The following is a 24728-nucleotide window of genomic DNA, read 5'->3' as shown; positions in this document are numbered from 1 at the left end:
ACGCCACGTCCGGTGGGTGCAGGCGAGCACTTCCCGCTCAGACCGACAGATCCCGTTGAAGACCCGAGGTCAGTCAGAGGGTGGGTCAGGACTGGCGGGAGGTGCTCCCCTACATCATCTCTGTCAGCGGGCGTCCCCCTGGAGGCGCTCAGCCACGTGCGGCGTGTGGCGTGACCTTGGCGCCAGCCGTAAAGAATGCTGTTTTTCCGCACGGCCCACGTGGCTGCGGACCCCAGGGCCGGACGCGGCCCTGAAGAGGGATGGTCGCACGTCCGCGTGGCTGCGGGCAGAAGGGGCGCGGACGTGCGGATGATCACACGGTCGCGTGGCCGCGGACCAGACGGCCGACCTCGGCGCGCAGGTGCACGAAGTCGGGGTGCTCGCGGGTGGAGATCTGGTCGCGCGGCGCGGGCAGCTCCACCTTGAGGTCGCCCACCACGTGCGCCGGGGCCTTGGAGAGCACCACCACGCGGTCGCCGACGTAGACGCTCTCGTCGATGTCGTGCGTGATGAGCACGATCGTCATCTGGTGGTGGCCGCGCACCTTGAGCACCAGATCTTCCAGGTCCTCGCGGGTCTGGGCGTCGACCGAGCCGAACGGCTCGTCCATCAGCATCAGAGTCGGCCGGTACGCCAGCGCACGCGCGATCGCCACCCGCTGCTGCATGCCGCCGGAGAGCTGGAACGGATATTTGCGCCCCGCGTCCTGCAGCCCGACCGATTCCAGGGCCTCGTGGGCGGCCTCGCGGCGCTGGCGCTTGTCCATGTTCTTGCGGCGCAGCGGCAGCGCCACGTTGTCGGCCACCGACATCCACGGGAACAACGAGCGGCTGTAGTCCTGGAAGACGACGGCCAGGTTGTCGGGGGTCTGGCGCACCACGTCGCCCTCGACCCTGATCTCGCCACCTGTCGGGTTGATCAGGCCGGCGATCGAGCGCAGCAGCGTCGACTTCCCGCACCCCGAGGGGCCGACGATGCACAGCAGCTCACCCGCCGCGACGCTCAGGTTGAGCCCGTCGATGGCGTGGTGCGCGTTCGGGCTGCCGCCGCCGTAAACGTGGGAGAGGTTGTCTATCTCGAGCAATGGATGTCCTTGGGGGCGAGGCCGCGGATTGCACGGCGGCTCTTGCGGAGCCGGGGACGACAACTTTATCGGAGGGTAAATTGCCGGACATGTCGGTTAGGTAACCTATTGGGAACGTGATCTCAGTCTTTCACGGGCGCAACCGCCATGGGGGACGCTCACGGAGCCGCCAGTTGCTGGGCGGCGTGGTGCCAGCCGAGCACCCGGCGCTCCGCGACCAGGAAAAGCTCGTTGAGCAAGTATCCCAGCACGCCCAGCAGCACGATCCCGGCCCAGATCCCGGGCAGGTCGAACGTGGAGTACGCGTCGGTGATCTGGAAGCCGATGCCGTTGGTGGTGCCGGGCAGCAGTTCGGAGAAGACCATGACGATCAGCGAGAGCGACAGGGCCAGCCGCAACCCGGCGAACATCTTGGGCAGCGTGGACGGCACCACCACCCGCAGCAGCAGCTCGGCCCGCGACAGCCGGAACGCCTGGCTCGTCTGCAGGTGCAGCGGCTCGACCGAGCGGGCGCCGTCGGCGGTGTTGAGCAGCACCGGCCACACGATGCTGAACATGATGAACGCCAGCTGCATCCGCAGCCCGAACCCGAACACCACGAGGAAGACGGTGACCAGCGCGGGCGGCGGGATCGCGCGCAGGAACTGCAGCACCCCGTCGAGATAGTCGTACGCCCTGGCGGACAGCCCCACCGCCAGCCCGAGCACGACCCCGGCCAGCGCGCCCCCCGCGAACCCCGCGGCCATCCTGCCCAGGCTCGGCAGGATGTTCTCCACGGCCGCGTCGGTCAGGAACAACGCATCCGGCGGGCCCGAGAACCACATGGCGTGCATCCGGGTCACGATCGCGCTCGGCGGCGGGAAGAACGTGCTGCCCGCCACCCGCGTGGCCGCCTCCCAGACCAGGACGAGCACGAGCAGCACCACCCAGCGGAACGTCGCCGTGCCCAGCCCTCCGCGCCTCATGGCCGCTCTCCCAGCTGCGCGTGGTGCCAGCGGAACGCCCGCCGCTCGGCGGCCACCAGCAGCGCGTTGACCACGACTCCGAACAGGCCGACCCAGAACACGCCGGCCAGGATGTCGACCATCCGGGCGGGCACGGCGATGCCGGCGAAGAAGATGAACACGCCGATGCCCTCACCCCGCCCGGCCACGATCTCGGTGCTGACGGTCAGGATGAGTGCCACTCCGGCGGCCAGCCTGATCCCGGTGGTGATGAAGGGCGCCGACGACGGCAGCGAGACGCGCAGCAGCACCGCCGGAGGGCCGAAGCCGTACGACCTGAGCGACTCCTTGGCCAGCGGGTCGACGCCGCGCAGGCCGTACATCGTGTTGTAGAGGATGGGCCAGAGCGAGGCGTAGACCACCAGCGTGACGCGCAGCTGGAGCCCGGTGCCGATGACGAGGGCCACCAGCGGGATGAGCGCCACCGACGGGATCGGCCGCAGGAACTCCACGACCGACCGCATCGCGGCGTCGACGATCGGGACGCTGCCGAGCAGCAGGCCGAGCGGCACCGCGATGGCGGCGGCGATGCCCAGCCCCATCGCCCAGGCGAGCAGGCTGGTCAGGGCGTGCCCGAGGAAGGCGGGATCGGCCGACAACGTGACCGCCCGCCCGACGATCTCCGTGGCCGGCGGCAGGAACTCCGGATCTGCCAGGCCCGTCCGGCTTGTCAGCTCGATCAGGGCGGCGAAGGCGAGCGCCCCAGCCGCCCGGCGCGACCATCGGGTGGTCGTGGACGCCGGACGGGCACGGGACAGGGTCTGCGCGCTCACCCGGACGTGGTGGGCGACATGAGGGTCTTCACGTCGATCGCCTTGGACAGCCACTTGGCCTCCAGCATCCAGTCGGCCACCCGCTGGAGGCGGACCGGATTGTCGTTGCTGGAGAAGTAGGGGAAGGTGACGGTGGCCGCCGTGGCGGCGTTGATCTGGGTGAAGGTCGGCAGCACCTTGGCCACGACCTCACGGTTGTTCTCCATCAGCTTGCCCGCGTTGTGGATGGCTCGCTGGAACGCCGCGGCGACCTTGGGATTCTTGTCGTACCACTCCTGCGTGCTGACGTAGCCGGAGATCGGGAACTCCGCGGCGGGGCCGGATGCGGGGTCGAGGATCTTGCGGGCGCCCATGGACGCCGTGGCGGCGGTGACCATCGGCTCGCCGAGGTAGGCGGCGTCGATCTGGCCGCCCTTCCAGGAGGGCATGATGTTCTGGAACGTCACCTGCACGTATTTGATCGTGGCCGGATCGACGTTGTTGGCCTTGAGCACCTGCGTGAGCGCCAGTTCCTGGAAGTTGTGCAGGACGTTCACATTGATCGTCTTGCCTTCGAGGTCTTTCGGCGCCTTGATGGGCGAGTCGGGCAGCGCCATGATGCTCAGCGAGTCGGGGGAGGCGCGCGAACCCTCGGCCAGGATCCGCAACTGGAGCGAGCCCTTGTCGTGGGCGGCGAACATCGAGACGTAGTTGCCGAACATGGCGTCGATCTCGCCGTTCAGCATCATGGGGATGGCCTCGGGGGAGGCCTGGACGACCTGCGGGGTGACCTCCAGGCCCTCCTTCTCGAAGAGCCCCTGGTCGATGGCCACGTAGAGGGCTGCGCTGTCGATGGCGGGCAGGGTGGCGACCTTGATCTCCGTCTTCTCCAGGCCGCCGTTGGCGGGTGCGGACGATGGCGCGCCGGCGGTCGTTGAGCCGCCGGTGCTGCACGCGACTACACCGAGTATCAGAGCGATCCCGATGATGGCGGTCCTGGCGGGACGGCCAAGCCTCATGTCAGGGACTCCCTTCAGATGGAGCCAGGGGGGAAACCGGGGGGCTTCTGCTCCCGGCGGGCTGCGTGCCTGACGCACAACAGAGATCGACCGTAGCACCAAATTAGTGGTCATTATCGCGAGAACAACACTTGTGGTTGCAATGTCTGTTTCGGGCTCTATCGTGAAATTCTGGTGACCGATACCCGCCCGAATGTTTGTCCGGTTTGGGACTGGAGGTGAACGCGAGGCAACAGTAACTGATGGTGCATACTATTCGATCTTTTCTGCGAGTCAAGAGGTGGCCCGCGGACGGCCCTCTATTGCCTGTTTCTCCTGATGAGAGGCCCTCTACCGATTCTGTCGAATTTTCTGGACACTGGGGGATAAACACCCCATACGGGCACTAGTGGTGGTTGGCCCTTGGCGACCCCTGTGCTCAAATGGCGCTTATCTGGACGTACATATTGCCCCACCTGCAATAACCTGCACGGCCCCCGAGAATTCCCCCTCCAGGCGAGAGGTTGCGAAGGCAAGTGAGAACGCAGAGCGCCGAAGCTTCCGCCGACCGCGAGCCGCACGGGCATGAGAAGCGACGGTTGTCTCAGCCGACCTCGAAAAGGTTCGGATTGGGCAACTGGCACGTACGGTCGCGGCTCGTCGCGCTGATCGTCGTTCCCACGGCCGTGGCCGTGGGGCTGGGCGGACTGAACGTGATCACCTCGCTCAGTGACGCCAACACCTATCAGACCCTCAGGGAGGTCGCCGAGTTCAGCCAGCAACTCGGCACCGTCACGCACGAGCTGTCCTTCGAACGCGACGAGACCGCGCTCTTCATCGCCCAGGGCCGTCCCGACAACCGCGAAGCCCAGCTGCGCACCACCTACAGCGCGGTGAACGGCCACATCGAGGAGGCCAAGGAGCGGGCGGCGGCGATCACGGACACCCACGCCGACGCCGTACGCCCGGTGCTGCGCCGGCTCGACGAGATCCGGACGGTACGCGACACCGCGGTCAACGGGAAGATCCAGCCCCTGCCGATGATCCAGAAGTACTCGCAGATCATCGCGGCCCTGCTGCAGTTCCACGACCAGGTCGGCCAGGTCGCGGTGGACGACGAGGTGTCACGCAGCGCCGGCTCGCGGGCCGCCATCGCCAGGGCCAAGGAGCAGGCGTCCGAGCAGCGCGGCATCCTGGCCAGCGCGCTGGACAGGAAGGGCTTCGACAGCGGCGAGCTCGACGCGCTCACCGACGCCAAGTCGCGGGAGGAGAGCGAGACGACGCTGTTCGCCACCCTGGCCAACCTCGAACAGCTCGAGCTCTACCGCAACACGGTCGTGGGGCACGACGTCGACCAGACCGACCTGTTCAGGCTCCGGGCCATGGCGCAGGCGGCCGAGGGCAAGGACCTGAGCATCGGTGGCCGGCCCGCCCAGGACGCGGCCACGTGGGTCGAGGTCAGCACCGGCAAGATCGACGCGCTGCGCACCGTGGAGAAGGAGCTGTCCTCCTCGGTCATCCTGCGTGCCAGGGCTCTGGAGGAGAGCGCCAACCGCTCGGCGCTGATCTCCGGCGGCTTCATCCTGGTGCTGCTGCTCGTGGTGCTCGCGATCATCTCGCTCATCGCCCGCTCGCTGATCAGGCCGCTGCGCAAGCTGCGCGGCGAGGCGCTCGACATCGCGGGCAACCGCCTGCCGGGCACCGTACGCGAGCTGCGTGAAAGCGGGGAAGGAACGGTCCCGCCGGTCGACCCGATCGGCGTGGACACGCACGACGAGATCGGTGAGGTCGCGCGGGCGTTCGACGAGGTGCACCGTGAGGCGGTGCGGCTGGCGGGCGAGGAGGCGCGGCTGCGGAGCAACGTGAACGCGATGTTCGTGAACCTGTCGCGGCGTAGCCAGACGCTGGTGGAGCGGCAGATCACGTTGATCGACGGTCTGGAGCAGGGTGAGCAGGACGAGCAGCGGCTCGGGAACTTGTTCAAGCTGGATCACCTGGCCACGCGTATGCGGCGTAACAGCGAGAACCTGCTGGTGCTGGCGGGGCAGGACCCGCCGCGCCGCTGGAGCCAGCCGGTCAAGCTGGTCGACGTCGCGCGCGCCTCCCTTTCGGAGGTGGAGAACTACGAGCGGGTCGTGTTGCAGGTGCCCGACGGGGTGTCGGTGGCCGGTCAGGCGGTCAACGACGTCATCCACCTGATCGCGGAGCTGGTGGAGAACGCTCTGTCGTTCTCGCCGCGCGAGACGCGGGTGACGGTGTCGGGCAGCAGGATCGACGGCGGCGGCGTGATGTTGTCGATCACCGACTCCGGCATCGGCATGACGCAGGAGGAACTGGCCCAGGCGAACGAGCGACTGACCGACGCGCCCACCGTGGACGTGTCGGTGTCGCGGCGCATGGGCCTGTTCGTGGTCGCCCGCCTGGCGCACCGCCACGGCATCCGGGTGCAGCTGCGCCCCCACAGTTCCGGCGGGCTGACCGCGATGGTGCTGATCCCGGAGAACATGCTGGGCACGCAGGCGCCTCCCCTCACCGGCACGCCGTCCTTCTCCGGCAACCAGCCCTCCGCGTTCTCCGGCAACCAGCCTCCCGCCCTCGCGGGCGCGGCGAGCGGCGGGCCCAGGGACGAGCCGTACTCCGGCCCGCATCCGGCCCCGCCGGCCGTGGACTGGCCGCAGCCCCCGTACCAGCTCGGCCCCGGCCACCCGTCCTTCCCGTCGAACCCGGACCAGGGCGGCAACTGGCCGCCGTCGGCTCCCTGGCAGCCCGAGCCCGGCGGCTGGCCGCAGGAACCGCTCGGCTACGACGGGGCCGACGTGTGGAACTCGGGCGGCCCGCACCGGGGCCCCGCGCAGAACGGCGACCGCGGCCTGCCCAGACGGCCAGGACCCGAGCGCCCGCCGGGCGGCTGGAGCAACGACACGATGCCGCCGCAGCGGCCGGGGTTCGACCGCCACGACCCGGATCCGGGCACGTCGGGGTCCATCCCGGCGTCCCCGCCCGCCTCCGGCGGGGACGACTACCTGCCGATCTTCGCCGCCGTCGAGTCCGCGTGGTTCGGCCGCGACGGGAGCGGCGCGAGCTGGGGCCCGTCCAAGGCGGACGAAGGCTGGAGTGCGGCGGAAGCGGTGGTGGAGCCTGTGCGTAATGGATCGACGGCCGCCGGGCTGCCCAAGCGGGTGCCCAAGGCCAACCTGGTGCCCGGATCGGCGGACACCTCGTCGTCGCCGAAGGGAGTGACGCCGATGCCGTCGGTGTCGCCGGACCGGATCCGCAACCGGCTCTCCAGCTTCCAGCAGGGGTTCCGGGCGGCACGTGATGACATCAGCGAGGGCAGGGCGTTCCCCTCTGGCCCAGCGGACGACAACAGGGAGGAGGACGCATGAGAGACCTGAGTCACGCGGCACGCGGAGTCGACTGGCTGATCACCGACTTCGTCAGCACCGTTCCCGGGGTCGCGCACGCGGTGGTGGTTTCGTCCGACGGGTTGCCGCTTGCGGCGTCGTCGGGTTTTCCGGCTGATCGGGCGGATCAGCTGGCGGCGATCGCGTCGGGTCTGGTGAGTTTGACGCAGGGTGCGGCGCGGGTGTTCGAGGGGGGTGCGGTCAATCAGACGATCGTGGAGATGCAGCGTGGGTTGATGCTGATCATGTCGGTCAGCGATGGTTCGTGTCTGGCTGTGTTGGCGGCTCCGGATTGTGACATGGGGTTGGTGGCGTACCAGATGACGCTGATGGTGGATCGCGCCGGTCAGGTGCTGACTCCGGCTGTGCGTGCGGAGCTGCGCGCCAGCCAGACAAGGTGACGTAGGTGACAGACCCCCGATGGAACAGCGGCGACTGGGTGCCTCCGCCTCAGCCCCAGTCCCAGTCGCCGCTGAGTCCCGACCCGGCGTCGCCCGTCCGCCCGTACGCGGTGACAGGCGGACGGACGGCGCCGCGGGTCAAGCTGGCGATGGAGGCCCTCGTGTCCTCGGCGACCGCCGAGCAGCGGGAGTTCTCGCACATCACGCCGGAGTACCAGGCGATCAGCCAACTGTGCCGGCAGGTCCGGTCGGTGGCGGAGGTGTCGGCCCTGCTGCGGATCCCCCTGGGCGTCGTACGGGTCCTGATCGCTGACATGGCCGCCGAAGGTCTGGTCCGCGTGCACCAGCCGCAGCTGGATGAGGGTAGGCCGGACGTCAACCTGCTGGAAAGGGTGCTCAGTGGACTTCGCAGGCTCTAGTCCCGGCCTCACCTCGACGAAGATCGTGGTGGCCGGGGGTTTCGGGGTGGGCAAGACGACGTTCGTCGGTGCGGTGTCGGAGATCATGCCGTTGACCACGGAGGCCGTCATGACGGATGCCTCCAAGGGCATCGACGATCTGGGCATGACGCCGTTGAAGTCGACGACGACCGTGGCGATGGACTTCGGCCGGGTCTCGCTGGATCGTGATCTGATTCTTTATCTGTTCGGGACGCCCGGACAGCATCGGTTCTGGTTCATGTGGGACGACCTGGTGCGGGGTGCGATCGGTGCGGTGGTGCTGGTCGACACGCGCCGCCTGGCCGACAGTTTCCCCGCCATCGACTACTTCGAGGAGGCGCAACTGCCGTTCGTGGTGGGCGTCAACGGTTGGGACGGACAATATCCGCACAGCGACGCCGAGGTCCGCGACGCCCTGACCCTGGCCCCGCACATCCCGATGGTGCGCCTGGACGCCAGGTCGAAGGACTCCGTGAAAAGCGCGCTGATCAACCTGGTCGAACACGCCCTCTCGGTCAGGATGGCCGTGCCGGGCTGGGGCGGCTGAGCCTCTTCCGCGAGCGTCACCGCCCGGGGATGGGCACGACCATCGAGGCCACGTCGACCTTCGACTCCAGGTAGCCGAACTCGTACATGAGGTCCGCCACCCGCTGGATGCGCGTGGCGTTCAACGACGTGGGAAACGTCCCCATCGCCATGGTCATCACCGCGTCCTTCGGGGTCTGGGTGTAGAGCGGGACGACCTCGGCCAGCACCGCGCGGTCGGTCACGGCCAGGCGCTGCGCCCTGGACACGGCGCGCTGGAAGGCCGCGGCGGTTCGCGGATGCCGGGCCGTCCATTCCTCCGTCGCGGCCCAGCCGTCGATCGGCAGCGCGTCGGTGGGGCCGGTGTTGGTGTCGAGCAGCAGCCGCGCGCCCGCCTGCTGCGCGGCCGACAGGAACGGCTCGACCATCCACGCGGCGTCCACCCGCGACTCCTTGAGCGCGGCCAGTTGGGCCTCGAAGTTCACCACGACGAACTTCACCTGGTCGGGGGCGACCTCATAAGCCTTCAGATGGGCGCTCATCGACATCGTGCCCAGGTTGTCGAGCGAGTTGACGGCGATCGTCGCGCCCTTGAGGTCCTTCGGGCCCTGCAGCGGGGAGTCGTTCATGACCACGACGCCCGCGATGCCCGGCGCCGCGGCCAGGCTGTCGTGCAGGATCTTGATCTTCGCCGCGCCGCTGTCCTGGATGTTGACCAGGGACACGTAGCTGCCCTTGAAGATGTCCATGGTGCCGTTGAGGATCTTCGGCATGACGGTCTGCGGCGCCTGGATGACCTCCGTCCTGACGGTCAGGCCCTCCTCCTTGAAGAACCCGCGGCGGTCGGCGATGAAGACCGGAGCCGACGAGGGCGTCGGGCTGACGCCGATGGTCAGCGCCGTCTTCTCAGGGCCTCCCTGCCGGCCGCCTGCGGGCGGTCCGGGGTCGGCGCCGCCGCAGGCGGTGATGACGATCGTGGCGGCGAGCGCCACGCAGGCGCGGAGGGCGGGCCCGGATCGCATGGTCCTCCTTGGCCGGGGCATCGAGGCCGCCGTGGACGCTGGGAAGTGGACGCGGGGAGTGGACGCGGGGAGTGGACACCGGGAAACGGAACCGGAGGCGGCGGCACGCGGACAGGCGGTGATCGTACAGCAGGAGTGTCGCGAATGCCATGAATGGTCCTGGGGCACGGCTCAGTGAAACATCGCTGATTGTCGGTCGCTGTCCGGCTTTCGTGACGTCTCTGCTTCGCTGGGGGTTGTTTTGCTGTACGTCATCCTTTCCAGGCAGTCAGGTGATTTGTAAGGTTGGCGCAACCTGCCTGGCGTGTGTTGAAATTGCTCTTCGTCTCGGGGGCGCATCAGATGCCGATGCCGGCGTATATGTAGGCCAGAGAGTGGAACCAGTGAGCAACCGATCGCCTGCGGACGTCCACCGTCCCCATCCGCCTTCACCGTCGAAGCCGCATGGCCGAAACGGCGGAAAAGGACGGCGTAAATTCCGGTTCCGGGATTGGCGGGTACGCTCGCGGCTCATCGCCCTGATCGTCATCCCGACCGGAGTGAGCATCGTGGTCGGCGCGCAGCAGGTCATCACGTCGTGGACGCTGGCCGGTCAATACCAGCGCGTCATGGACAAATCCGAGCTCAGCGCCTCCGTCACCGAGCTGACCCACCAGCTGGCCCTGGAACGCGACCTCGCCGTTCACTACGTGGCCGCCGGCCGTACCCCCGAACGCGAGGAGCCGCTGCGCGCGCAGTTCGGCCGAGTGGACTCCGCCGCCGAGGCGTTCCGCGAGAAGGCCGCGACCATCACCCCCGCGTACGGCGGGAGCGCGTCGACCCTCACCCGGCAGATGCTCAGCCGCCTGCCGGAGATCGCCGCCACCCGCAGCACCGTGCTCGGGTCCGCCCTGCTCGCCCTGCCCACCGTCACCAAGTACTCCCAGATCATCGCGGTGCTCGCGCAGTTCCACGACGAGATCGGCAAGGGAGGCGACCAGGAGGTGCTCGCCGGCGACGTGGCCGCCCTCTCCGCCCTGTCCAAGGCGTACAACGCCGCCTCCGAGCAGCGCGGCCTGCTCACCGGCGCGGCCGCCGCCGGGCGGTTCCAGAGCGGCGAACTCGACCGGTTCATCGCCGCCCGCGCACGGCAGGAGAGCGAGGTCAGCGTGTTCAAGTCGGTGGCCACGCCCGACCAGCGCCAGCTGTACGACGACACCGTCACCGGCGCCCTGGTGGACCGGGCCGAGGCGATCCGGCTGCGCGCGCTGGCCCAGGCCGCCGACGGCAACCGCATCGACATCGAGCCGGAGCGCCAGGACGACGCCGACCACTGGTTCGAGGCGAGCAGCGGCTCCGTGAACGGGATCTGGACCATGCAGCGCCGGCTCGGGGAGGAGATCAACGTCCACAGCAGGACGATGAAGGACGCCGCCCGCCAGGACGCGCTCCTGGCCGCCGCCTACAGCCTCCTGCTGCTGCTCGCGGTCCTGATCGTCACGGCCATCATGGCCCGGTCCCTGGTCAGCCCGCTGCGCAGGCTCCGCACCGAGGCCCTGCACATCGCCGGCGCCCGCCTGCCCGAGACGGTCCGCCTGCTGCGCGAGCGCGGCGACGGGACGGGACTCGTGCCCGCGCCCATCGGAGTCGACTCCCGCGACGAGATCGGCGAGGTCGCCCGGGCGTTCGACGAGGTGCACCGCGAGGCCATCCGGCTGGCCGGTGAGGAGTCCCGGCTGCGCGCCAACGTCAACGCGATGTTCGTCAACCTGTCCAGGCGCAGCCAGACCCTGGTCCAGCGGCAGCTCCAGATCATCGACGGGCTGGGGCAGGGCGAGCGGGACGAGCGGCGGCTGGCCGGCCTGTTCACCCTCGACCACCTGGCCACGCGCATGCGGCGCAACAACGACAACCTGCTGGTCCTGGCCGGGCAGGACGCCCCCCGCCGGTGGAACGAGCCGGTCGGCCTGGCCGACGTGGTGCGCGCCGCGCTGTCGGAGGTCGAAGGGGCTGAGCGGGTCGCGGTCAAGCTCGCCGGCGGCGTCGCCGTCTCGGGACAGGCGGTCAACGACATCGTCCACCTGCTGGCGGAGCTGATCGAGAACGCGCTGGCCTTCTCGCCGTACGAGACCCGCGTCACCGTCTCCACCGGGACCATGGAGAGCGGCGGGCTCATGCTCTCCATCGACGACACCGGCATCGGCATGACCCGGGACGAGCTCGAACAGGCCAACGCCCGGCTCGCCCGCGCGCCCACGGTGGACGTGTCGGTCTCCCGCCGCATGGGGTTGTTCGTGGTCGCCCGGCTGGCGCAGCGCCACGGCGTACGGGTGCGGCTGCGCTCGCACGCGGCCGGCCTGACCGCGATCGTGTTCCTGCCCGGCTCCCTGCTCCACTACCACCTGGGCCCGGCCCAGCCCACCCCCGCTGCCTTCCCTTCGTCGCCCGACCGGCCCTCCGGCTTCTTCACCCCGCCGCCCGCCTTCTCCACCACCTCCCCACCCGAGCCCCGGAGCACCCACCCGCCCGACCCGCACACCCCGCCCGGTGCCGAGCCGGAGCCCTACTCCACGCCCGCGGTCGCGAACTGGCCGTCCTTCGCCACCGACCCCTCGGACACCGCGGCACCGCGGGACCTCGCGCCGCCGCCGGTCTGGCCGGGCCCGCCCGGTCCGTACGGCCCCGCCCCACCGCCCAGATCGCCGGCATTCGACCCGCCGCAGGCGGGGCCACCCGCTCGGGGCGCGGACGACTACCTGCCGATCTTCGCCGCCGTGGAGTCGGCCTGGTTCGACCGCGACCGCAGCGACGTGTGGAGCTCGCCCCAGGCGGACGCCGGATGGAGCGCCGCGCAGGCCGCGGCCAGCCCTGTCGACGACGGCGCCACCCCGTCCGGCCTGCCCAAGCGCGTGCCCAGGGCCAACCTGGTGCCCGGCACCGCCGACAGCGCCTCCACTCCCAAGGGCGTGGCCCCCATCCCCCGGATCTCGCCCGACCGGGTCCGCAACCGCCTGGCCGGCTTCCAGCAGGGCGTCCGCGCGGCACGCGACGACCTCAGCACGGGCAACCCCACGCGACCCGGCCCGTGGAGAACGCCGCCGGGGCAGGGCGCATGACGGGACACGGCCCGCGCCGGGCGGCTCCAGCGGCGCCCGCACGGCACGCGGCCCGGCCGCACCGCGCTCGAAAGGGAAGAACCGCTGAATTCTGCGGGAAGTCACGGCTGGACAATGCCGGTGAGCGCATGATCAGAATAGGCGTCGTCCTGCTTTCTCGGTGGGGAGCATCCATGTTCACACGCAGACTGACGGCGTCTTTTGCTCTCGTCCTGTTGTTCGCGAGCGGCGCCATTCCCGGCGCGGCGGCGGACGCCGGGTCCAGGACGCCGACCCATCCCGGTCCGGTGTTCAGAACGGTCACCGGGAAAAGTGCTCTGCTCTCGCTCCAGACTTTCGGCCGCCCCGACGGCAAGGATATGGTTTTCCGGATTTCGGGGTCGGTTTTCGCGGACGTCACGGGCAACACCCTCGACCCCGCCATGCGGCACGGCCAGAAGCTCTTCAACATCGAGGGTTACAACATCCGGCGGCTCCACCGGGTGCCCGGCACCAACCAGCTTTACCAGCTCTCCCGCGAGATCGTGTTCTACACCGACCCCGCCGACCCGGCGCGGATCGTCCGCGAGTGGAAGAACCCGGTCGACGGCAGGACGTACCCGGTCGTCCCCATCAACAACGACGCGGTCAACTTCGGCCCATTCCCGATCACGCCCTCCTTCCAGGGGCCCCCGCTGGTGAGGGTGCACGACGAGACGGTGTGGACCAGCGACATCCCCGTACGCGCCGATCTGGGCGCCACGCTCGGCGAGCGGTTCGGCCTGGTGGGCGGCGTCTACACCGCGCAGGAGATGTTCGACTTCTCGGTGGACGGACGCGAGGTCGCCGCCCGCGCCGTCCCCGGCGCCGTCCCGCGCGGCGCGATGAAGACCAAGGTCAGCTGGGCCAGGACCAGCCCGTGGGCGCCGTTCATGTGCCTGGCGGAGACCGAGGTGCGCGGCGGGCTCACCTACCACGCCCGCGGCTGGTCGGTCGACTCCTACGACGACGTCGAACCGTGGTTGCGCGCGGCGGTCGAAGCGGAGCATCCGCGGTTCACCTCCGCGCCCGCCGGGCCGGGCCCGAGCGAGAACTCCTGGACGTCCTTCCACACCAAGCAACTCGGCAAGGGCGCCACCACCTGGGCGGCCTGGTGCGCCGCCAACGGCCGGTCATGAGCACCGTACGCAACCCGCTCACCGGCTGGGCCGAGCGGGAGCTCGTGCCCGCCACGCCCGCGCAGCTGGCGGACCTGGCGGCCGAACTGCGCGGGCGCGCCGGCGGCTGGCGGAGGGCGGACAGGAGTGAGGTCCTGTCGGCGTTCGCCGCCGCGCTCGCGGCCGACGACGACCTGCTGGCCGCGCTGGTGGCCGACACCGGTCGGGTGGGGGAGTCGTCGCTGGAACGGCGGCTCGCCGCTGACCTGGTCGGGCGCTGGGCCCGCGAGGCTCCCGCGCTGCTGGCGCCGCCCGAGCCGTTCGCCGCGTCGGCGCCGGGGATCGTCGTGGGCGGTGACATGGTCCCCTACGATCTCGTGGGCGTGCTCAGCCCGTGGAACCTGCCCCTGCTCATGGCCCTCATCGACGCGGCTCCCGCGCTGGCGGCGGGCTGCTCCGTGCTGGTCAAGCCGAGCGAGGTGACGCCGCGGTTCATCGAGCCGCTGATGCGGCTGGTGCCTCCCGAACTTCCGCTGAGGGTGGTCGAGGGCGACGGCGAGACCGGCGCGGCGCTGGTGGGAATGGTGGACGCCGTGGTGTTCACCGGCAGCGTCGAGACGGGGCGGCGGGTGGCCGAGGCGGCGGCCCGCGCGTTCGTGCCCGCGTTCCTGGAGCTGGGCGGCAAGGACCCGGCGATCGTGCTGGCCGGCGCCGACCTCGACCGGGCCGCGTCCGCGATCCTGTGGGGCGGCACCGCCAACGCCGGGCAGTCCTGCCAGTCGATCGAGCGGGTCTACGTCGAGCACGACGTCCACGACGACTTCCTCGACCTGCTCGCGAGCAAGGCCGCCAGGGTGGGCCTGACGTGCGAGGGCGGCCCGATAGGTCCCCTCATCCGGCCGGGGCACGAGCAGGTGATCGCCGCGCAGCTGGCCGACGCGACGGCCAGGGGCGCGATCGTGCACACGGGCGGGGAGATCGAACGCCACGGCGGCGGCCACTGGTGCCGGCCCACGGTGTTGTCCGGGGTCACCCACGAGATGCGGGTCATGACGGAGGAGACGTTCGGCCCGCTGCTGCCGGTCATGGCCGTGGCCGGCGCCGAGGAGGCGGTGGCCCTGGCCAACGACTCCGTCTACGGGCTGTCGGCCGCCGTCTTCGCCGCCTCGGAGCAGGACGCCATGGAGGTGGCGGCCCGGCTGCGCGTGGGGGCGGTCAGCATCAACGACGCCTCGCTGACCGCTCTCGTGCACGAAGGCGAGAAGGACTCGTTCGGGCTGTCCGGCCTGGGCCGCTCGCGCATGGGCGCCGCCTCGATCCGCCGGTTCCTGCGCCGCCGGGCGTTCCTGGTGAACCGGTCGCCGGCCGCCGACCCGTGGTGGCATCCGCTGGAGAAGGAGTGAGCGTGGGACTTCGCGAGGACATGCCGCTGCTGGCGCGGCACGAGGGCCGGTGGGAGGGCGAGTACGTGCACGTCGACCCCGGCGGCGCCGTGCTCGACCGGCACCGCGTCGAGATGACCTGCGCCATCGTCGGCGACGCCACCTACCACCAGACCAACCGCTACACCTGGGACGACGGCCGGGTGGAGGTGCACGAGTTCCCCGGCCGCCATCTCGGCGGCGGCCGCTGCGGGTTCGACACCGACCGGCTCAAGGGCGAGTTCTGGGAGCTGGACGAGTCCACCATCTACCTGCGCTGGCAGTTCAAGGCGGAAGGGGAGGACCTGCGGCTGTTCGAGCTGATCGTGCTGAGCGGGACGGGCGACACCCGCAGCAGGGTCTGGCAGTGGATCCGCGGCGGCGTGTGCGTGCGCCGTACCCTCATCAACGAGCGGCGGGTCGGCTGAATGACCGCCTACACCGCGCTTGCCCTGCAGGTGCGGACCCGCGCCGTCAACGCGGCCGCCGACCCGCGGGCCGAGATCGCCGCCGCCGTCGACCGGATCGCCGAGCGGGTCCGCGGCTCGGCGGCGTGGCTCGGGCCCGGCCTGCGCCTGGTGGTGCTGCCGGAATACGTGCTGACCGGGTTCCCCATGCGCGAGAGCTTCGCCGAGTGGCGCGAACGGGCCGCTCTCGACCCTGGCGGCCCCGAATACCGAGCGCTCGGGGAGATCGCCGCGCGGCACGAGCTGTTCCTGTGCGTGAACGCGTACGAGCGCGACGAGCACTTCCCCGAGCTGTACTTCCAGGCGTCGGTGATCCTCTCCCCGCAGGGGGAGGCGGTGCTGCGTTACCGCCGGCTGCACTCGATGTTCACGCCGACCCCGTACGACGTGTGGGAGCGGTACCTCGACGTCTACGGCATCGACGGGGTGCTGCCGGTGGCCCGCACCGAGATCGGCAACCTGGCGGTGCTCGCCTCGGAGGAGGTCCTCGTGCCGGAGCTGGCCCGCGCGCTGGCCCTGCGCGGTGCCGAGGTCTTCTGCCATCCCACGTCGGAGGCGTCCTCGCCGGCGCTGACGCCCAAGGCGATCGCCCGCCGCGCCAGGGCCGTCGAGAACCACGCCTACGTCGTCTCGGCCAACAGCGGCGGCCTGTCCGGCATCGCGATCCCCGGAGACTCCACCAACGGCGGATCCGAGGTGATCGACCACGAAGGCCGGGCGCTGGCGCTGGCGGGCGCGGGCGAGTCGCTGGTGGCCGCCGCGGAACTGGACCTGACGGCGCTGCGCCGGCACCGGCGGCGGCCTGGGATGGGCAACCTGCTCAGCCGCGTGAAGACCGGCCTGTGGGCTGAGGAGTACGCCCGCCACGACGGCGAGCGGCCCGGCGGCCTGGCGGCCGGGCCGCGCGACCGGGCCTGGTTCACGACCAGGCAGATCGAGGCGATCGAGCGGCTGTACGGCGAAGCTAGGCCCTGACGCCGCGGTGCCAGGAGAGCACGAGCCGCTCGACGCCCAGGAACGCGGCGTTGAGGGCGATGCCGAGCAGGCCGAGCAGCACGATCGCCGCCCACATGGCCGGGATGTCGAACTGGCTCTGCGCCTCCAGCATGCGGTGCCCGATGCCCTCGCTGCTGCCGACGAGCTCCGAGATCACCATCATGATCAGCGCCAGTGACACGCTCAGCCGCAGCCCGGCGAAGATCTTCGGGGAGGCGGCGGGCAGGATGACGCGGACGAGCCGCTGCCAGGGGCCCAGCCGGTAGACGACGCCGGTCTCGATGTACTGGCGGTCGACGTGGCGGGCGCCGTCCATGGAGTTGATCAGCACCGGCCAGATGACGCCGTACACGATGGAGGCCAGCTGCATCGGGGTGCCGATCTTGAACAGCACCAGGAACACCAGCACCAGCGTGGACGGCGGCACCGAGCGGCCGAAGTGCACGAGCGGCTCGACCAGGGCCGACAGCAGCCACGAGCGGCCGAGCGCGACGCCGACCAGCACGCCCGCCGCGCACGCCACCGCCCACCCGGCGAACAGCCTGGCCAGGCTCGGCAGCAGGTCGGCGACGGCCTCGTCGGTGAGGAACGCCCGCGACGGCGGGCCCGAGAACCACATCTCGTGCAGCCGTACGACGATCCGCGACGGCGGCGGGAAGTAAGGTGCGTCCGCAGAGCGGGTGGCCAGCTCCCAGCCGAGCACGGCCACGGGCAGCAGCCAGTACCACACCAGCCGGCGGGCGGCGGCGGTCATGACGGCTCTCCCGCGCGCGCCCGGTGCCAGCGGAACAGGCGGCGCTCGGCGGACGTGAACAGCACGTTGGCGGCCAGCCCGATGACCCCGGCCCACAGCGGGGCGGCCAGCATGCGGTCGGCCCGGTTGGCGCTGCCCGCCAGCGACTGGAACGCGCCGATCCCGCCGCCGCCGGGAGCCAGCAGCTCCACGCTCACCGCCACGATCAGGGTGACGGACACGGCGATGCGCACGCCGGTGGCGATGAACGGCGCCGCGCTCGGCAGGCTCACCCGCAGCGCCACGGCCAGCGGCCCGAAGCCGAAGCTGCGCAGGGTCTCCTTGGCCAGCGGGTCGACGTCGCCCAGGCCGTACAGGGTGTTGATCAGCAGCGGCCACGAGCAGGTGTAGACGATGAGCGCGACCTTGGCGTCGTGGCTCACCGGGAACAGGAACATGGCCAGGGGGATGAGCGACACCGAGGGGATCGGCCGCAGGAACTCCACCAGCGGGCGTACCGACCGCTCCACGAACGGCACCGTCCCGAGCAGCAACCCGGCGGGCACGGCGACCGCGATCGCGATCGCCAGCCCGCTCGCGCACGCCTCCAGCGTGGCCAGCACGTCGGCCCTGAACTGCGCTTCCAGCGGCAGCCGCGCCGCCGTCACCAGCACCTGCGACGTGTACGGCAGCACGTCGGGGACGAGCCCGACGCGCCCGGCCGCCTCGGCGACGGCGAGGAAGCCCGCCACGCCGAGCGCGCCGAGCGCGGCCCGCGCGATCCGCCGATCGATCATCCGCCCAGCGGCGCGAACAGCTGCGCCGCGTCCACCTTGGACTTGAGGTAGCCGTAGCCGTGCAGCAGGTCGCCGAGCTTCTGCACACCGGCCCTGTCGGCCTCGAGCGAGAACGTGCCGAGCGTCATCGCCGCCGCCGCGTCGGCCGGGATCTGCGTGTACGTCGGCACGACCTCGTCGATGGCCTTGCGGTCCTCGCCCGCGATCTGCTGGGCCTTGGCCAGGGCGCGGTGGAAGGCGGCGGCGGTCTTGGGGTTCTTGGCCAGCCAGTCTTCCGTGACGCCCCAGCCGTCGATCGGCACGCCGGCGGTGACGCCGTCGGTGGTGTCGATGATCTGGGTGGCGCCGTCCTTCTTCGCCGCGGTCAGGAACGGCTCGACCAGCCAGGCGGCGTCGACCTTGCCCGAGGACAGCGCGCTGATCTGGTCGGCGAACTGCACCGGGACGTATTTGACGTCGTCCGGCTTGAGCCCGGCCTCCTGCAGGTGGGCGTTGGTCAGCGTCTGCCCGAGCGCCTTCAGCACGTTGACCGCGATCGTCTTGCCCTTGAGGTCGGCGGCCGACTTGATCGGCGAGCCCTCGGCCACCACGACGCCGGCGACGTTGGGCGCGGCCTCCTGGCTGTGCTGGAAGAGCTTGAGCGTGGCCGCGCCGGAGTCGTTGATCGCCATCAGGGACACGTAGCTCGTCAGGAACGCGTCCATGCTGCCGTTGAGGATCTTCGGCATGACCGCCTGCGGAGCCTGGATGATCTCCGTCTTGACGGTCAGCCCCTCCTCCTTGAAGAAGCCCCGCTTCTCCGCGATGAACAGCGGCGCCGACGACGGGACCGGCACCACACCGACCAGCAGCTGGGTCTTCTCCAGCCCGCCCGCGGAGCCTCCAGGAGCCGCGGTGCCGCCGTCGCCGCTCTCGCCGCCCCCTCCGCACGCGCTCAGCGAGAGGGCGATCGCCATGCCTGCGGCTAGTATCCTGGCCAGCTTCATCGCTTCTGCCTTTCTGGGGGACAAGGGGGTGCCCAGAGGGTCGTCAGGATGTCGAGCCTACGGTAGCCGATCTCTCCTGACTCGCCCTTTGTCGATCAGCTATGGGCATGGCAAGCTCGGGTCCGGCACATCTGATCATCGGACCGACCGCACGGCGCCCCCCGGGCCGCGTGCCTGCTGATTGCGAGGAAGCTGATGGATGCCAAGGAGTACATGGCCGGCGTGTTCGACCGCGCGTCCGGCAGTTACGAACGCGTCGGCGTGCCGTTCTTCACGCCCGTCGCCGCCGAGCTCGTACGCCGCGCCGCCCCCGGCCCCGGCGACCACGTGCTGGACGCCGGGTGCGGCACCGGCGCCTCGCTCGTGCCGGCCGCCCAGGCCGTCGGCCCCACAGGCCGGGTCGTCGGTCTCGACCTCGCACCCGGGATGGTGGCCGCCGCCACCGCCGAGGTGGAGCGCCACGGCCTCAGCCAGGCGGCCGTCGTGCTCGGCGACGCGGAGCACGCCGAAGACCTGCTGCCGGGCGAGCGGTTCGACATCGTGCTGGCGGGGATGATGCTCTATTTCCTGCCCGACCCGCCCGCCGCCGTGCGCTCCATGGCCGGGCTGCTGCGGCCGGGCGGGCGGCTGGCGGCCAGCCTGCTGGTCCGGTCGAGCCCCGCCGAGGCCGAGCTGTTCGCGCTGGTGGAACGGGCGCTGGCGCCCTACACCACGGGGGCGGGCAGCGCGCCGTTCCACCACACCCTGGGTGCGCCAGGCGAGCTGACCGGGCTGTTCGAGCAGGGCGGACTGGGCGACGTCGAGTGCGCGGACGTGGTGTTCGAGGTGACCGTCGGGGCCGGGCAGGTGTGGGACTGGCTCTGGTCGGCCGCCCGCAGGGCCTCGCTGGAGAACATCCCCGAGTCGCTGCGCCCCGAGGCCAGGGCCGCGCTGGAGGCGTCGTTGCCGCAGGAGGGTTTCCTGCTGGCCCGCACCGTGCGTTACGCCACGGGCACGCGCGCGTGAAAGCTCACGCGGGCCGGGACACGTAGCGTCCCACCGGACGGCCCACGACCTTGCCGGCGTCCAGCACGCGGTTGCCGCGCACGAACGTGTCCGTCACCTTGGCCGTCAGCTCGAAACCCTCGAACGGCGTGTATTCCTGCGTCGACTCCGAGTCCTGCGCCCGGACCGTCCAGGTGCTCGCGGGGTCGACCAGGCAGATGTCGGCGTCGAAACCGGGGGCGATCGTGCCCTTGGTGCGCAGACCGTACCTCCTGGCGGGGTTCCAGGAGGTCAGCGCGGCGATCCTGCCGTACGGCAGGCCCCTGCGGCGGCCCTCCGTGATCAGGCCGGGCAGCAGGTATTCCGCCCCGCCGAACCCGGCCTTGGCCACGAAGACGTCGTCGCGCGGATCGCCGAACTTGAGCTCGTCGCGGCAGCAGGCGTGGTCGCTGACGACCCAGTCCACGGTGCCGTCGAGCACGTACTCCCACAGCGCCTCGACGTCCTCGCGCGGCCTGATCGGCGGGTTCACCTTCGCTCCGAGGCCGCTGGCCGTGTCGACGTCGGCCAGCAGGTGACCGATCGTGACCTCGCGGCGGAAGTCGATGTGCGGGAACGTCGCCGCCATCCGCACGGCCGCGTCCAGGGCCTTGCGGGACGACAGGTGCAGCAGGTTGACGTTGGCCAGCCCGGTCTCGTGGGCGAGGTAGGAGGCGATGAAGACGGCCAGCCCCTCGGAGTGCTGGGGGCGGGAGGCGCTGTAGGCGGCCAGCCCGCTCAGGTCTCCCGCCTCCTCGACGAGCTTCGTGTACGCGGTCATGATCTCGGCCGTCTCGCAGTGCAGCGACAACGAGATCTCGCCGGCCAGTTCGGGCAGGCGTTCCCTGGCCGCCTGCACCCCGCGCATCACGAACTCGAAGTGCGCGTAGTCGTAGCGCTCGCCCTCCGGCAGCATGAGGAACGCCCGCTGGTCGTCGGAGCGCCCGTGCAGCCCGTGCCCGCCGTAGAACATGAAGATCTTGAACGACGGCACCCCGAACCGCTCGACCAGGTCGGGCAGCTCGTCGATGTGCCCGCTCGACATGGGCGCCAGGTGGAATCCGTAGTCGACGTAGGCCCGGCCCTCGGCCTGCCTGAGCACCTCGGGGAAGAACTCGGTGTAGGGGCCGCCCTTGTTGAGGTAGTACTGGCCGGTCCGCATGTAGGTGAGCGCGGTGGTCACGCCGCCCTGCGCGCTCGCCCGGCTCTCCGACTCGGTGTCCTCGGGCAGCGGGTTGTAGATGCCCCAGTGCTGGTGGGCGTCCACGACACCGGGGAAGGCCAGCCTGCCGCCGCCGTCGATCACCTCGCCGGCTCCGGCCAGCCCCGGCCCCACCCGGACGATGCGGCCGTCCTCGACGGCGATGTCCGCCGCCACGGGCTGGTCGTGCTCGTGGGTGACGACCTTCACGTTCTTCAGCAGCAGCTCGGTCACGGGGGAGTGTCTCTCCTAGCGATTAAGCGATCAAGCGATCAAGCGATGCGGTGGGCGTCGCGGTGCCAGGCCAGCACGCGCCGCTCGACCATCAGGAACAGGGAGTTGAGGACGAAGCCGAGCACGCCGAGCACCAGCACGCCCGCCCAGATGGCCGGCATGTCGGCGTTGCTGTTGGCCAGGCTGAGCAGATAGCCGATCCCCTCGGTGCTGCCCTTGAGCTCGGAGATGACCATGAGGATCAGCGCCAGCGAGACGCTCAGGCGCAGGCCCGCGAAGATCTTCGGCGCCGCGGAGGGCAGGATGATGCGGAAGAGCCTGAGCGAGGCCGGCACGCCGAACACGGTGGCGGTCTCGACCTTCAGCCGGTCGACGCTGCGTGCGCCGTCGATGGAGTTGAGCAGGATCGGCCAGATGATGCCGAAGACGATCGTCGCCACCTGCACCTGGGTGCCCATCGTGAAGAGCACGAGGAAGAGGGGGAGCATGACCGGCGGCGGCACCGCGCGGGCGAACTCGACCAGCGGCTGCACGACGTCGGCCAGCCAGGCGGTCCTGCCCAGCGCGACGCCGAGCGCCACGCCGACGACCACCGCGACGGCCCACGAACCCGTCACCCTGACCAGGCTGGGCACGAAGTTGCCGACGGCCTCCTCGGTGAGGATGTACGGCCCGGAGAACCACATCTCGTACATCCGCGTCACGATCAGGCTCGGCTCCGGCAGGTACGCGATGTCGAGAGAGCGTGCCAGGAGCTCCCAGCCGCCGAGGACGACGGGGATCAGCCACAGCCGCTTCAGCAAGGTGCGCATCATGTCGTTCGCCACCTGAACAGACGCCGCTCGGCCCGTACGAGCACGGTGTTGACGACGAGCCCGAGGAAACCCGCCCACAGCAGGGCGGCCAGGACGTCGATCATGGCGTCGGCGCCGATGCCCGTGCTCGCCTGGATGAGGAAACTGCCGATGCCGGTCGACCCGCCCACGATGTACTCCACGCTGATCGCCAGGATGAGCGTGATGGACGCGGCGAGCCGCACTCCCGTCGCGATGAAGGGCGCCGCGCTCGGCAGGGACACCCGCCACAACACGGCTCCGGCGCCGAACCCGAACGTGCGCAGCGTCTCCTTGCTCACCGGGTCGACGTCACGCATGGCGTACATGGTGTTGATCAGGATGGGCCAGGACGCGGCGAAGACGATGAGCGCGACCTTGGCGTTGAGCTCGGAGGGGAAGAAGAACAGCGCCAGCGGGATCAGCGCCACGGACGGGATCGGCCGCAGGAACTCGACGAACACCCGGGTCATCTCCTCGATCACCGGGACAGTTCCCAGCACCAGGCCGATGGGGACCGCGACCAGGACGGCGAGCGGCAGCCCGACGATCGCGGCGGTGATGGTGCCCAGCAGGTGGTCGAGGAACTCCGGGTCGACGGCGAGTGCGACGGTCCTGGCCAGCGTGTCCACGGCCGGCGGCAGCCATTTGATCGCGCCCGACGCGCCGAGGACCTGCCACAGCAACAGAAAGCCCGCCACGCCTGCGGCGTGGCGGGCGTACTTGACCAGCCGGGCGCGGGCGAGCGGGGACCGCTCGCGCCGCGCCGGTGTGACTGTAGCCGTCATCCCTGGGTGGGAGCCGTGTAGATCATGGACTTCACGTCCATCTCCTTCTTGAGCATGCTCGAGTCGAGCATCAGGTCCGCCACCCGCTGGATGCGCTCGGCGCTCAGCGAGGTCGGGTAGGCGCCCAGGTTGATCGTGGCGGCGGTCTCTGCCGGGATCTGGGTGAAGGTCGGCAGGACCTTCGTCACCGCGCTACGGTCGGTGGCCGCGATGTTCTGCGCCTTGGCCATCGCCCGCTGGAACGCCGCCAGCGTCTTGGGGTTGTCGGCGACCCACTTCTCCGTGGCGGCCCAGCCGGTGATCGGCAGACCCTCGGTCGGGCCCGACATCGTGTCCACCAGCATGGTGGCCCCGAGCTCCTTCTTCGCCTGGCTGACGTAGGGGTCGGTCATCCAGACGGCGTCCACGTCGCCCTTGTCGAGCGAGGAGAGCCAGTTGGTCGTCGGGACCTCGACATAAGTGAGGTCCTTGTTGGGGTCGAGGCCGGCAACCTTGAAGTGCGGGTTCATGGTGAGGACGCCCAGGCCCTTCAAGGCGTTGACGCCGACCTTCTTGCCCTTCAGGTCGGCGACCTTCTTGATGGGGGAGTCCTTCTTCACCATGATGCCGAACGCGCCCTGCGCGCCTTGGTAGGAGTCGGCGATGTACTTGAACTTCTCGGTGCCCTGTTCCTGGATCGTCAGGATGGTGGCGTAGCTACCGAGAACGACGTCCATGGCGCCATTCGAAAGCTTTCCCAGGACCTGCTGCGGAGCCTGGATGGGCTCCTGCTTGACGGTGAGGCCTTCTTCCTTGAAGAAGCCTCGTTCCATGGCGATGAACAGCGGCGCCGAGTCCGCGCCGGGATATTGGCCGATCAGCAGGTCGGTCTTCATACCGGCGTCGGCGCCTGAGCCCTCGGCCTTGTCGTCAGAACCGGAGCACCCAGTGATGACGAGGGTGGCCACAAGCCCAACCAGGGCAGTACGCCCTAATGCACCGAACCGCATTGCGGGTCTCCTTTGAACCGGGGGGTGAGTGCGAACGGGGGTGTTCAACGACGCTGGCACCTTAGCGCAGGCCATGCTTACCAGGTCACCTGGAACGCCGGAAATTAACAAGATATATCCACATATATGGTATTTTGCGGTGGTTTGTCCGTTTGTCGGGAAATCTGGAGTCCTTGACGTGGGACCGTTGGGGCAGGTGTGGTGAATTGCGTAAAATGCTGAGCCGTGTGTTGCTTGTGATCTTTGCGGTATTGGCCGATCTCAGGTAGATGTGCTCCAATTAGCTCTCGCCCCAAGGGTGCGTCGGCGTCACATGGCAAACATGCGTAATGACGTGATCTACGTGCACCAGGCCATCCGAGGAGAGGTTGCGGAGGCAAGTGAAGACTGTGATCCCCC

Annotated in this window: 22 protein-coding genes; 10 read left to right on the top strand and 12 right to left on the bottom strand. The window is 70.0% G+C overall.

Translation table 11 applies throughout. The features are described from left to right. Window positions 1–313: 313 nt before the first annotated feature. The 4 genes from ABGB14_RS44755 to ABGB14_RS44740 form a co-directional block, all read right to left on the bottom strand. A complete protein-coding gene (locus ABGB14_RS44755) occupies window positions 314–1084 on the bottom strand; it encodes an ABC transporter ATP-binding protein (RefSeq protein WP_347649969.1) in 771 nt (256 codons plus the stop codon). Between the two features lie 158 nt (window positions 1085–1242). Beyond that, window positions 1243–2049 (bottom strand): ABC transporter permease subunit, encoded by an 807-nt coding sequence (locus tag ABGB14_RS44750; protein ID WP_347649968.1) that lies wholly within the window; start codon window positions 2047–2049, stop codon window positions 1243–1245. Beyond that, on the bottom strand, window positions 2046–2861 hold the full coding sequence (locus tag ABGB14_RS44745) for an ABC transporter permease (RefSeq protein WP_347649967.1): 816 nt from the start codon (window positions 2859–2861) through the stop codon (window positions 2046–2048). Before ABGB14_RS44745 ends, ABGB14_RS44750 begins: the two co-directional genes overlap by 4 nt. Further along, a complete protein-coding gene (locus tag ABGB14_RS44740) occupies window positions 2858–3859 on the bottom strand; it encodes an ABC transporter substrate-binding protein (RefSeq protein WP_347649966.1) in 1002 nt (333 codons plus the stop codon). Before ABGB14_RS44740 ends, ABGB14_RS44745 begins: the two co-directional genes overlap by 4 nt. A gap of 608 nt (window positions 3860–4467) precedes the next feature. On the opposite strand from ABGB14_RS44740, the gene ABGB14_RS44735 reads away from it, so the two are divergent. From ABGB14_RS44735 to ABGB14_RS44720, 4 genes are read left to right on the top strand one after another with little or no spacing between them, the layout of a single operon-like run. Then, window positions 4468–7224, top strand: coding sequence for a nitrate- and nitrite sensing domain-containing protein (locus tag ABGB14_RS44735; protein WP_347649965.1), 2757 nt, complete (start codon window positions 4468–4470; stop codon window positions 7222–7224). After that, window positions 7221–7643 (top strand): roadblock/LC7 domain-containing protein, encoded by a 423-nt coding sequence (locus ABGB14_RS44730; protein WP_132339573.1) that lies wholly within the window; start codon window positions 7221–7223, stop codon window positions 7641–7643. The genes ABGB14_RS44735 and ABGB14_RS44730 overlap by 4 nt, the downstream gene beginning before the upstream one ends. Window positions 7644–7681: 38 nt before the next feature. After that, on the top strand, window positions 7682–8062 hold the full coding sequence (locus ABGB14_RS44725) for a DUF742 domain-containing protein (protein WP_132601579.1): 381 nt from the start codon (window positions 7682–7684) through the stop codon (window positions 8060–8062). Next, a complete protein-coding gene (locus ABGB14_RS44720; protein WP_132339571.1) occupies window positions 8043–8630 on the top strand; it encodes an ATP/GTP-binding protein in 588 nt (195 codons plus the stop codon). Before ABGB14_RS44725 ends, ABGB14_RS44720 begins: the two co-directional genes overlap by 20 nt. Window positions 8631–8646: 16 nt before the next feature. On the opposite strand, the gene ABGB14_RS44715 is transcribed toward ABGB14_RS44720, so the two are convergent. Continuing rightward, window positions 8647–9630, bottom strand: coding sequence for an ABC transporter substrate-binding protein (locus ABGB14_RS44715; protein WP_347649964.1), 984 nt, complete (start codon window positions 9628–9630; stop codon window positions 8647–8649). A gap of 539 nt (window positions 9631–10169) precedes the next feature. Here ABGB14_RS44715 and ABGB14_RS44710 point away from each other — a divergent pair. The 5 genes from ABGB14_RS44710 (at window position 10170) to ABGB14_RS44690 (ending at window position 16724) form a co-directional block, all read left to right on the top strand. Beyond that, window positions 10170–12725, top strand: a complete 2556-nt coding sequence (locus ABGB14_RS44710) for a nitrate- and nitrite sensing domain-containing protein (RefSeq protein WP_347649963.1) — start codon at window positions 10170–10172, stop codon at window positions 12723–12725. A gap of 173 nt (window positions 12726–12898) precedes the next feature. After that, window positions 12899–13882 (top strand): DUF1838 family protein, encoded by a 984-nt coding sequence (locus ABGB14_RS44705; protein ID WP_347649962.1) that lies wholly within the window; start codon window positions 12899–12901, stop codon window positions 13880–13882. Next, entirely contained in the window at window positions 13879–15264 is a 1386-nt protein-coding gene (locus tag ABGB14_RS44700) for an aldehyde dehydrogenase family protein (RefSeq protein ID WP_347649961.1), read from the top strand. Before ABGB14_RS44705 ends, ABGB14_RS44700 begins: the two co-directional genes overlap by 4 nt. A gap of 2 nt (window positions 15265–15266) precedes the next feature. Continuing rightward, on the top strand, window positions 15267–15710 hold the full coding sequence (locus ABGB14_RS44695) for a hypothetical protein (protein ID WP_347649960.1): 444 nt from the start codon (window positions 15267–15269) through the stop codon (window positions 15708–15710). Next, on the top strand, window positions 15711–16724 hold the full coding sequence (locus ABGB14_RS44690; protein WP_347649959.1) for a nitrilase-related carbon-nitrogen hydrolase: 1014 nt from the start codon (window positions 15711–15713) through the stop codon (window positions 16722–16724). It abuts the gene before it with no gap. Here the strand turns inward: ABGB14_RS44690 and ABGB14_RS44685 are convergent. The 3 genes from ABGB14_RS44685 to ABGB14_RS44675 are packed head-to-tail and all read right to left on the bottom strand — an operon-like array spanning window position 16714 to window position 19231. Continuing rightward, window positions 16714–17499: an ABC transporter permease gene (locus ABGB14_RS44685; RefSeq protein ID WP_347649958.1), complete on the bottom strand. Its 786-nt coding sequence runs from the start codon at window positions 17497–17499 to the stop codon at window positions 16714–16716. The two genes, ABGB14_RS44690 and ABGB14_RS44685, sit on opposite strands and share 11 nt — an antisense overlap. Further along, window positions 17496–18275 (bottom strand): ABC transporter permease subunit, encoded by a 780-nt coding sequence (locus ABGB14_RS44680; protein ID WP_347649957.1) that lies wholly within the window; start codon window positions 18273–18275, stop codon window positions 17496–17498. The genes ABGB14_RS44685 and ABGB14_RS44680 overlap by 4 nt, the downstream gene beginning before the upstream one ends. Continuing rightward, a complete protein-coding gene (locus tag ABGB14_RS44675) occupies window positions 18272–19231 on the bottom strand; it encodes an ABC transporter substrate-binding protein (RefSeq protein ID WP_347649956.1) in 960 nt (319 codons plus the stop codon). The genes ABGB14_RS44680 and ABGB14_RS44675 overlap by 4 nt, the downstream gene beginning before the upstream one ends. 225 nt (window positions 19232–19456) lie before the next feature. Between ABGB14_RS44675 and ABGB14_RS44670 the strand changes: the two genes are divergently transcribed. Continuing rightward, the gene (locus tag ABGB14_RS44670; RefSeq protein ID WP_347649955.1) at window positions 19457–20266 is read left to right on the top strand and encodes a methyltransferase domain-containing protein; all 810 of its coding nucleotides are present in this window, start codon (window positions 19457–19459) and stop codon (window positions 20264–20266) included. 4 nt (window positions 20267–20270) lie between these two features. Here ABGB14_RS44670 and ABGB14_RS44665 read toward each other — a convergent pair whose 3' ends face one another. From ABGB14_RS44665 to ABGB14_RS44650, 4 genes are read right to left on the bottom strand one after another with little or no spacing between them, the layout of a single operon-like run. Further along, window positions 20271–21719 carry a dihydroorotase family protein gene (locus tag ABGB14_RS44665; protein ID WP_347649954.1) on the bottom strand — a complete coding sequence of 483 codons (1449 nt, stop codon included), beginning with the start codon at window positions 21717–21719 and terminating at the stop codon, window positions 20271–20273. Window positions 21720–21757: 38 nt separating this feature from the next. After that, on the bottom strand, window positions 21758–22534 hold the full coding sequence (locus tag ABGB14_RS44660) for an ABC transporter permease subunit (RefSeq protein ID WP_347649953.1): 777 nt from the start codon (window positions 22532–22534) through the stop codon (window positions 21758–21760). Continuing rightward, window positions 22531–23340 (bottom strand): ABC transporter permease, encoded by an 810-nt coding sequence (locus tag ABGB14_RS44655; RefSeq protein WP_347649952.1) that lies wholly within the window; start codon window positions 23338–23340, stop codon window positions 22531–22533. The genes ABGB14_RS44660 and ABGB14_RS44655 overlap by 4 nt, the downstream gene beginning before the upstream one ends. Then, on the bottom strand, window positions 23337–24287 hold the full coding sequence (locus tag ABGB14_RS44650) for an ABC transporter substrate-binding protein (RefSeq protein WP_347649951.1): 951 nt from the start codon (window positions 24285–24287) through the stop codon (window positions 23337–23339). The genes ABGB14_RS44655 and ABGB14_RS44650 overlap by 4 nt, the downstream gene beginning before the upstream one ends. Between the last annotated feature and the right edge of the window lie 441 nt (window positions 24288–24728).

The sequence above is a fragment of the Nonomuraea sp. B10E15 genome (genome assembly GCF_039871615.1).
Taxonomy (GTDB): domain Bacteria; phylum Actinomycetota; class Actinomycetes; order Streptosporangiales; family Streptosporangiaceae; genus Nonomuraea.
This window is presented reverse-complemented; position numbering and strand designations above follow the sequence as displayed.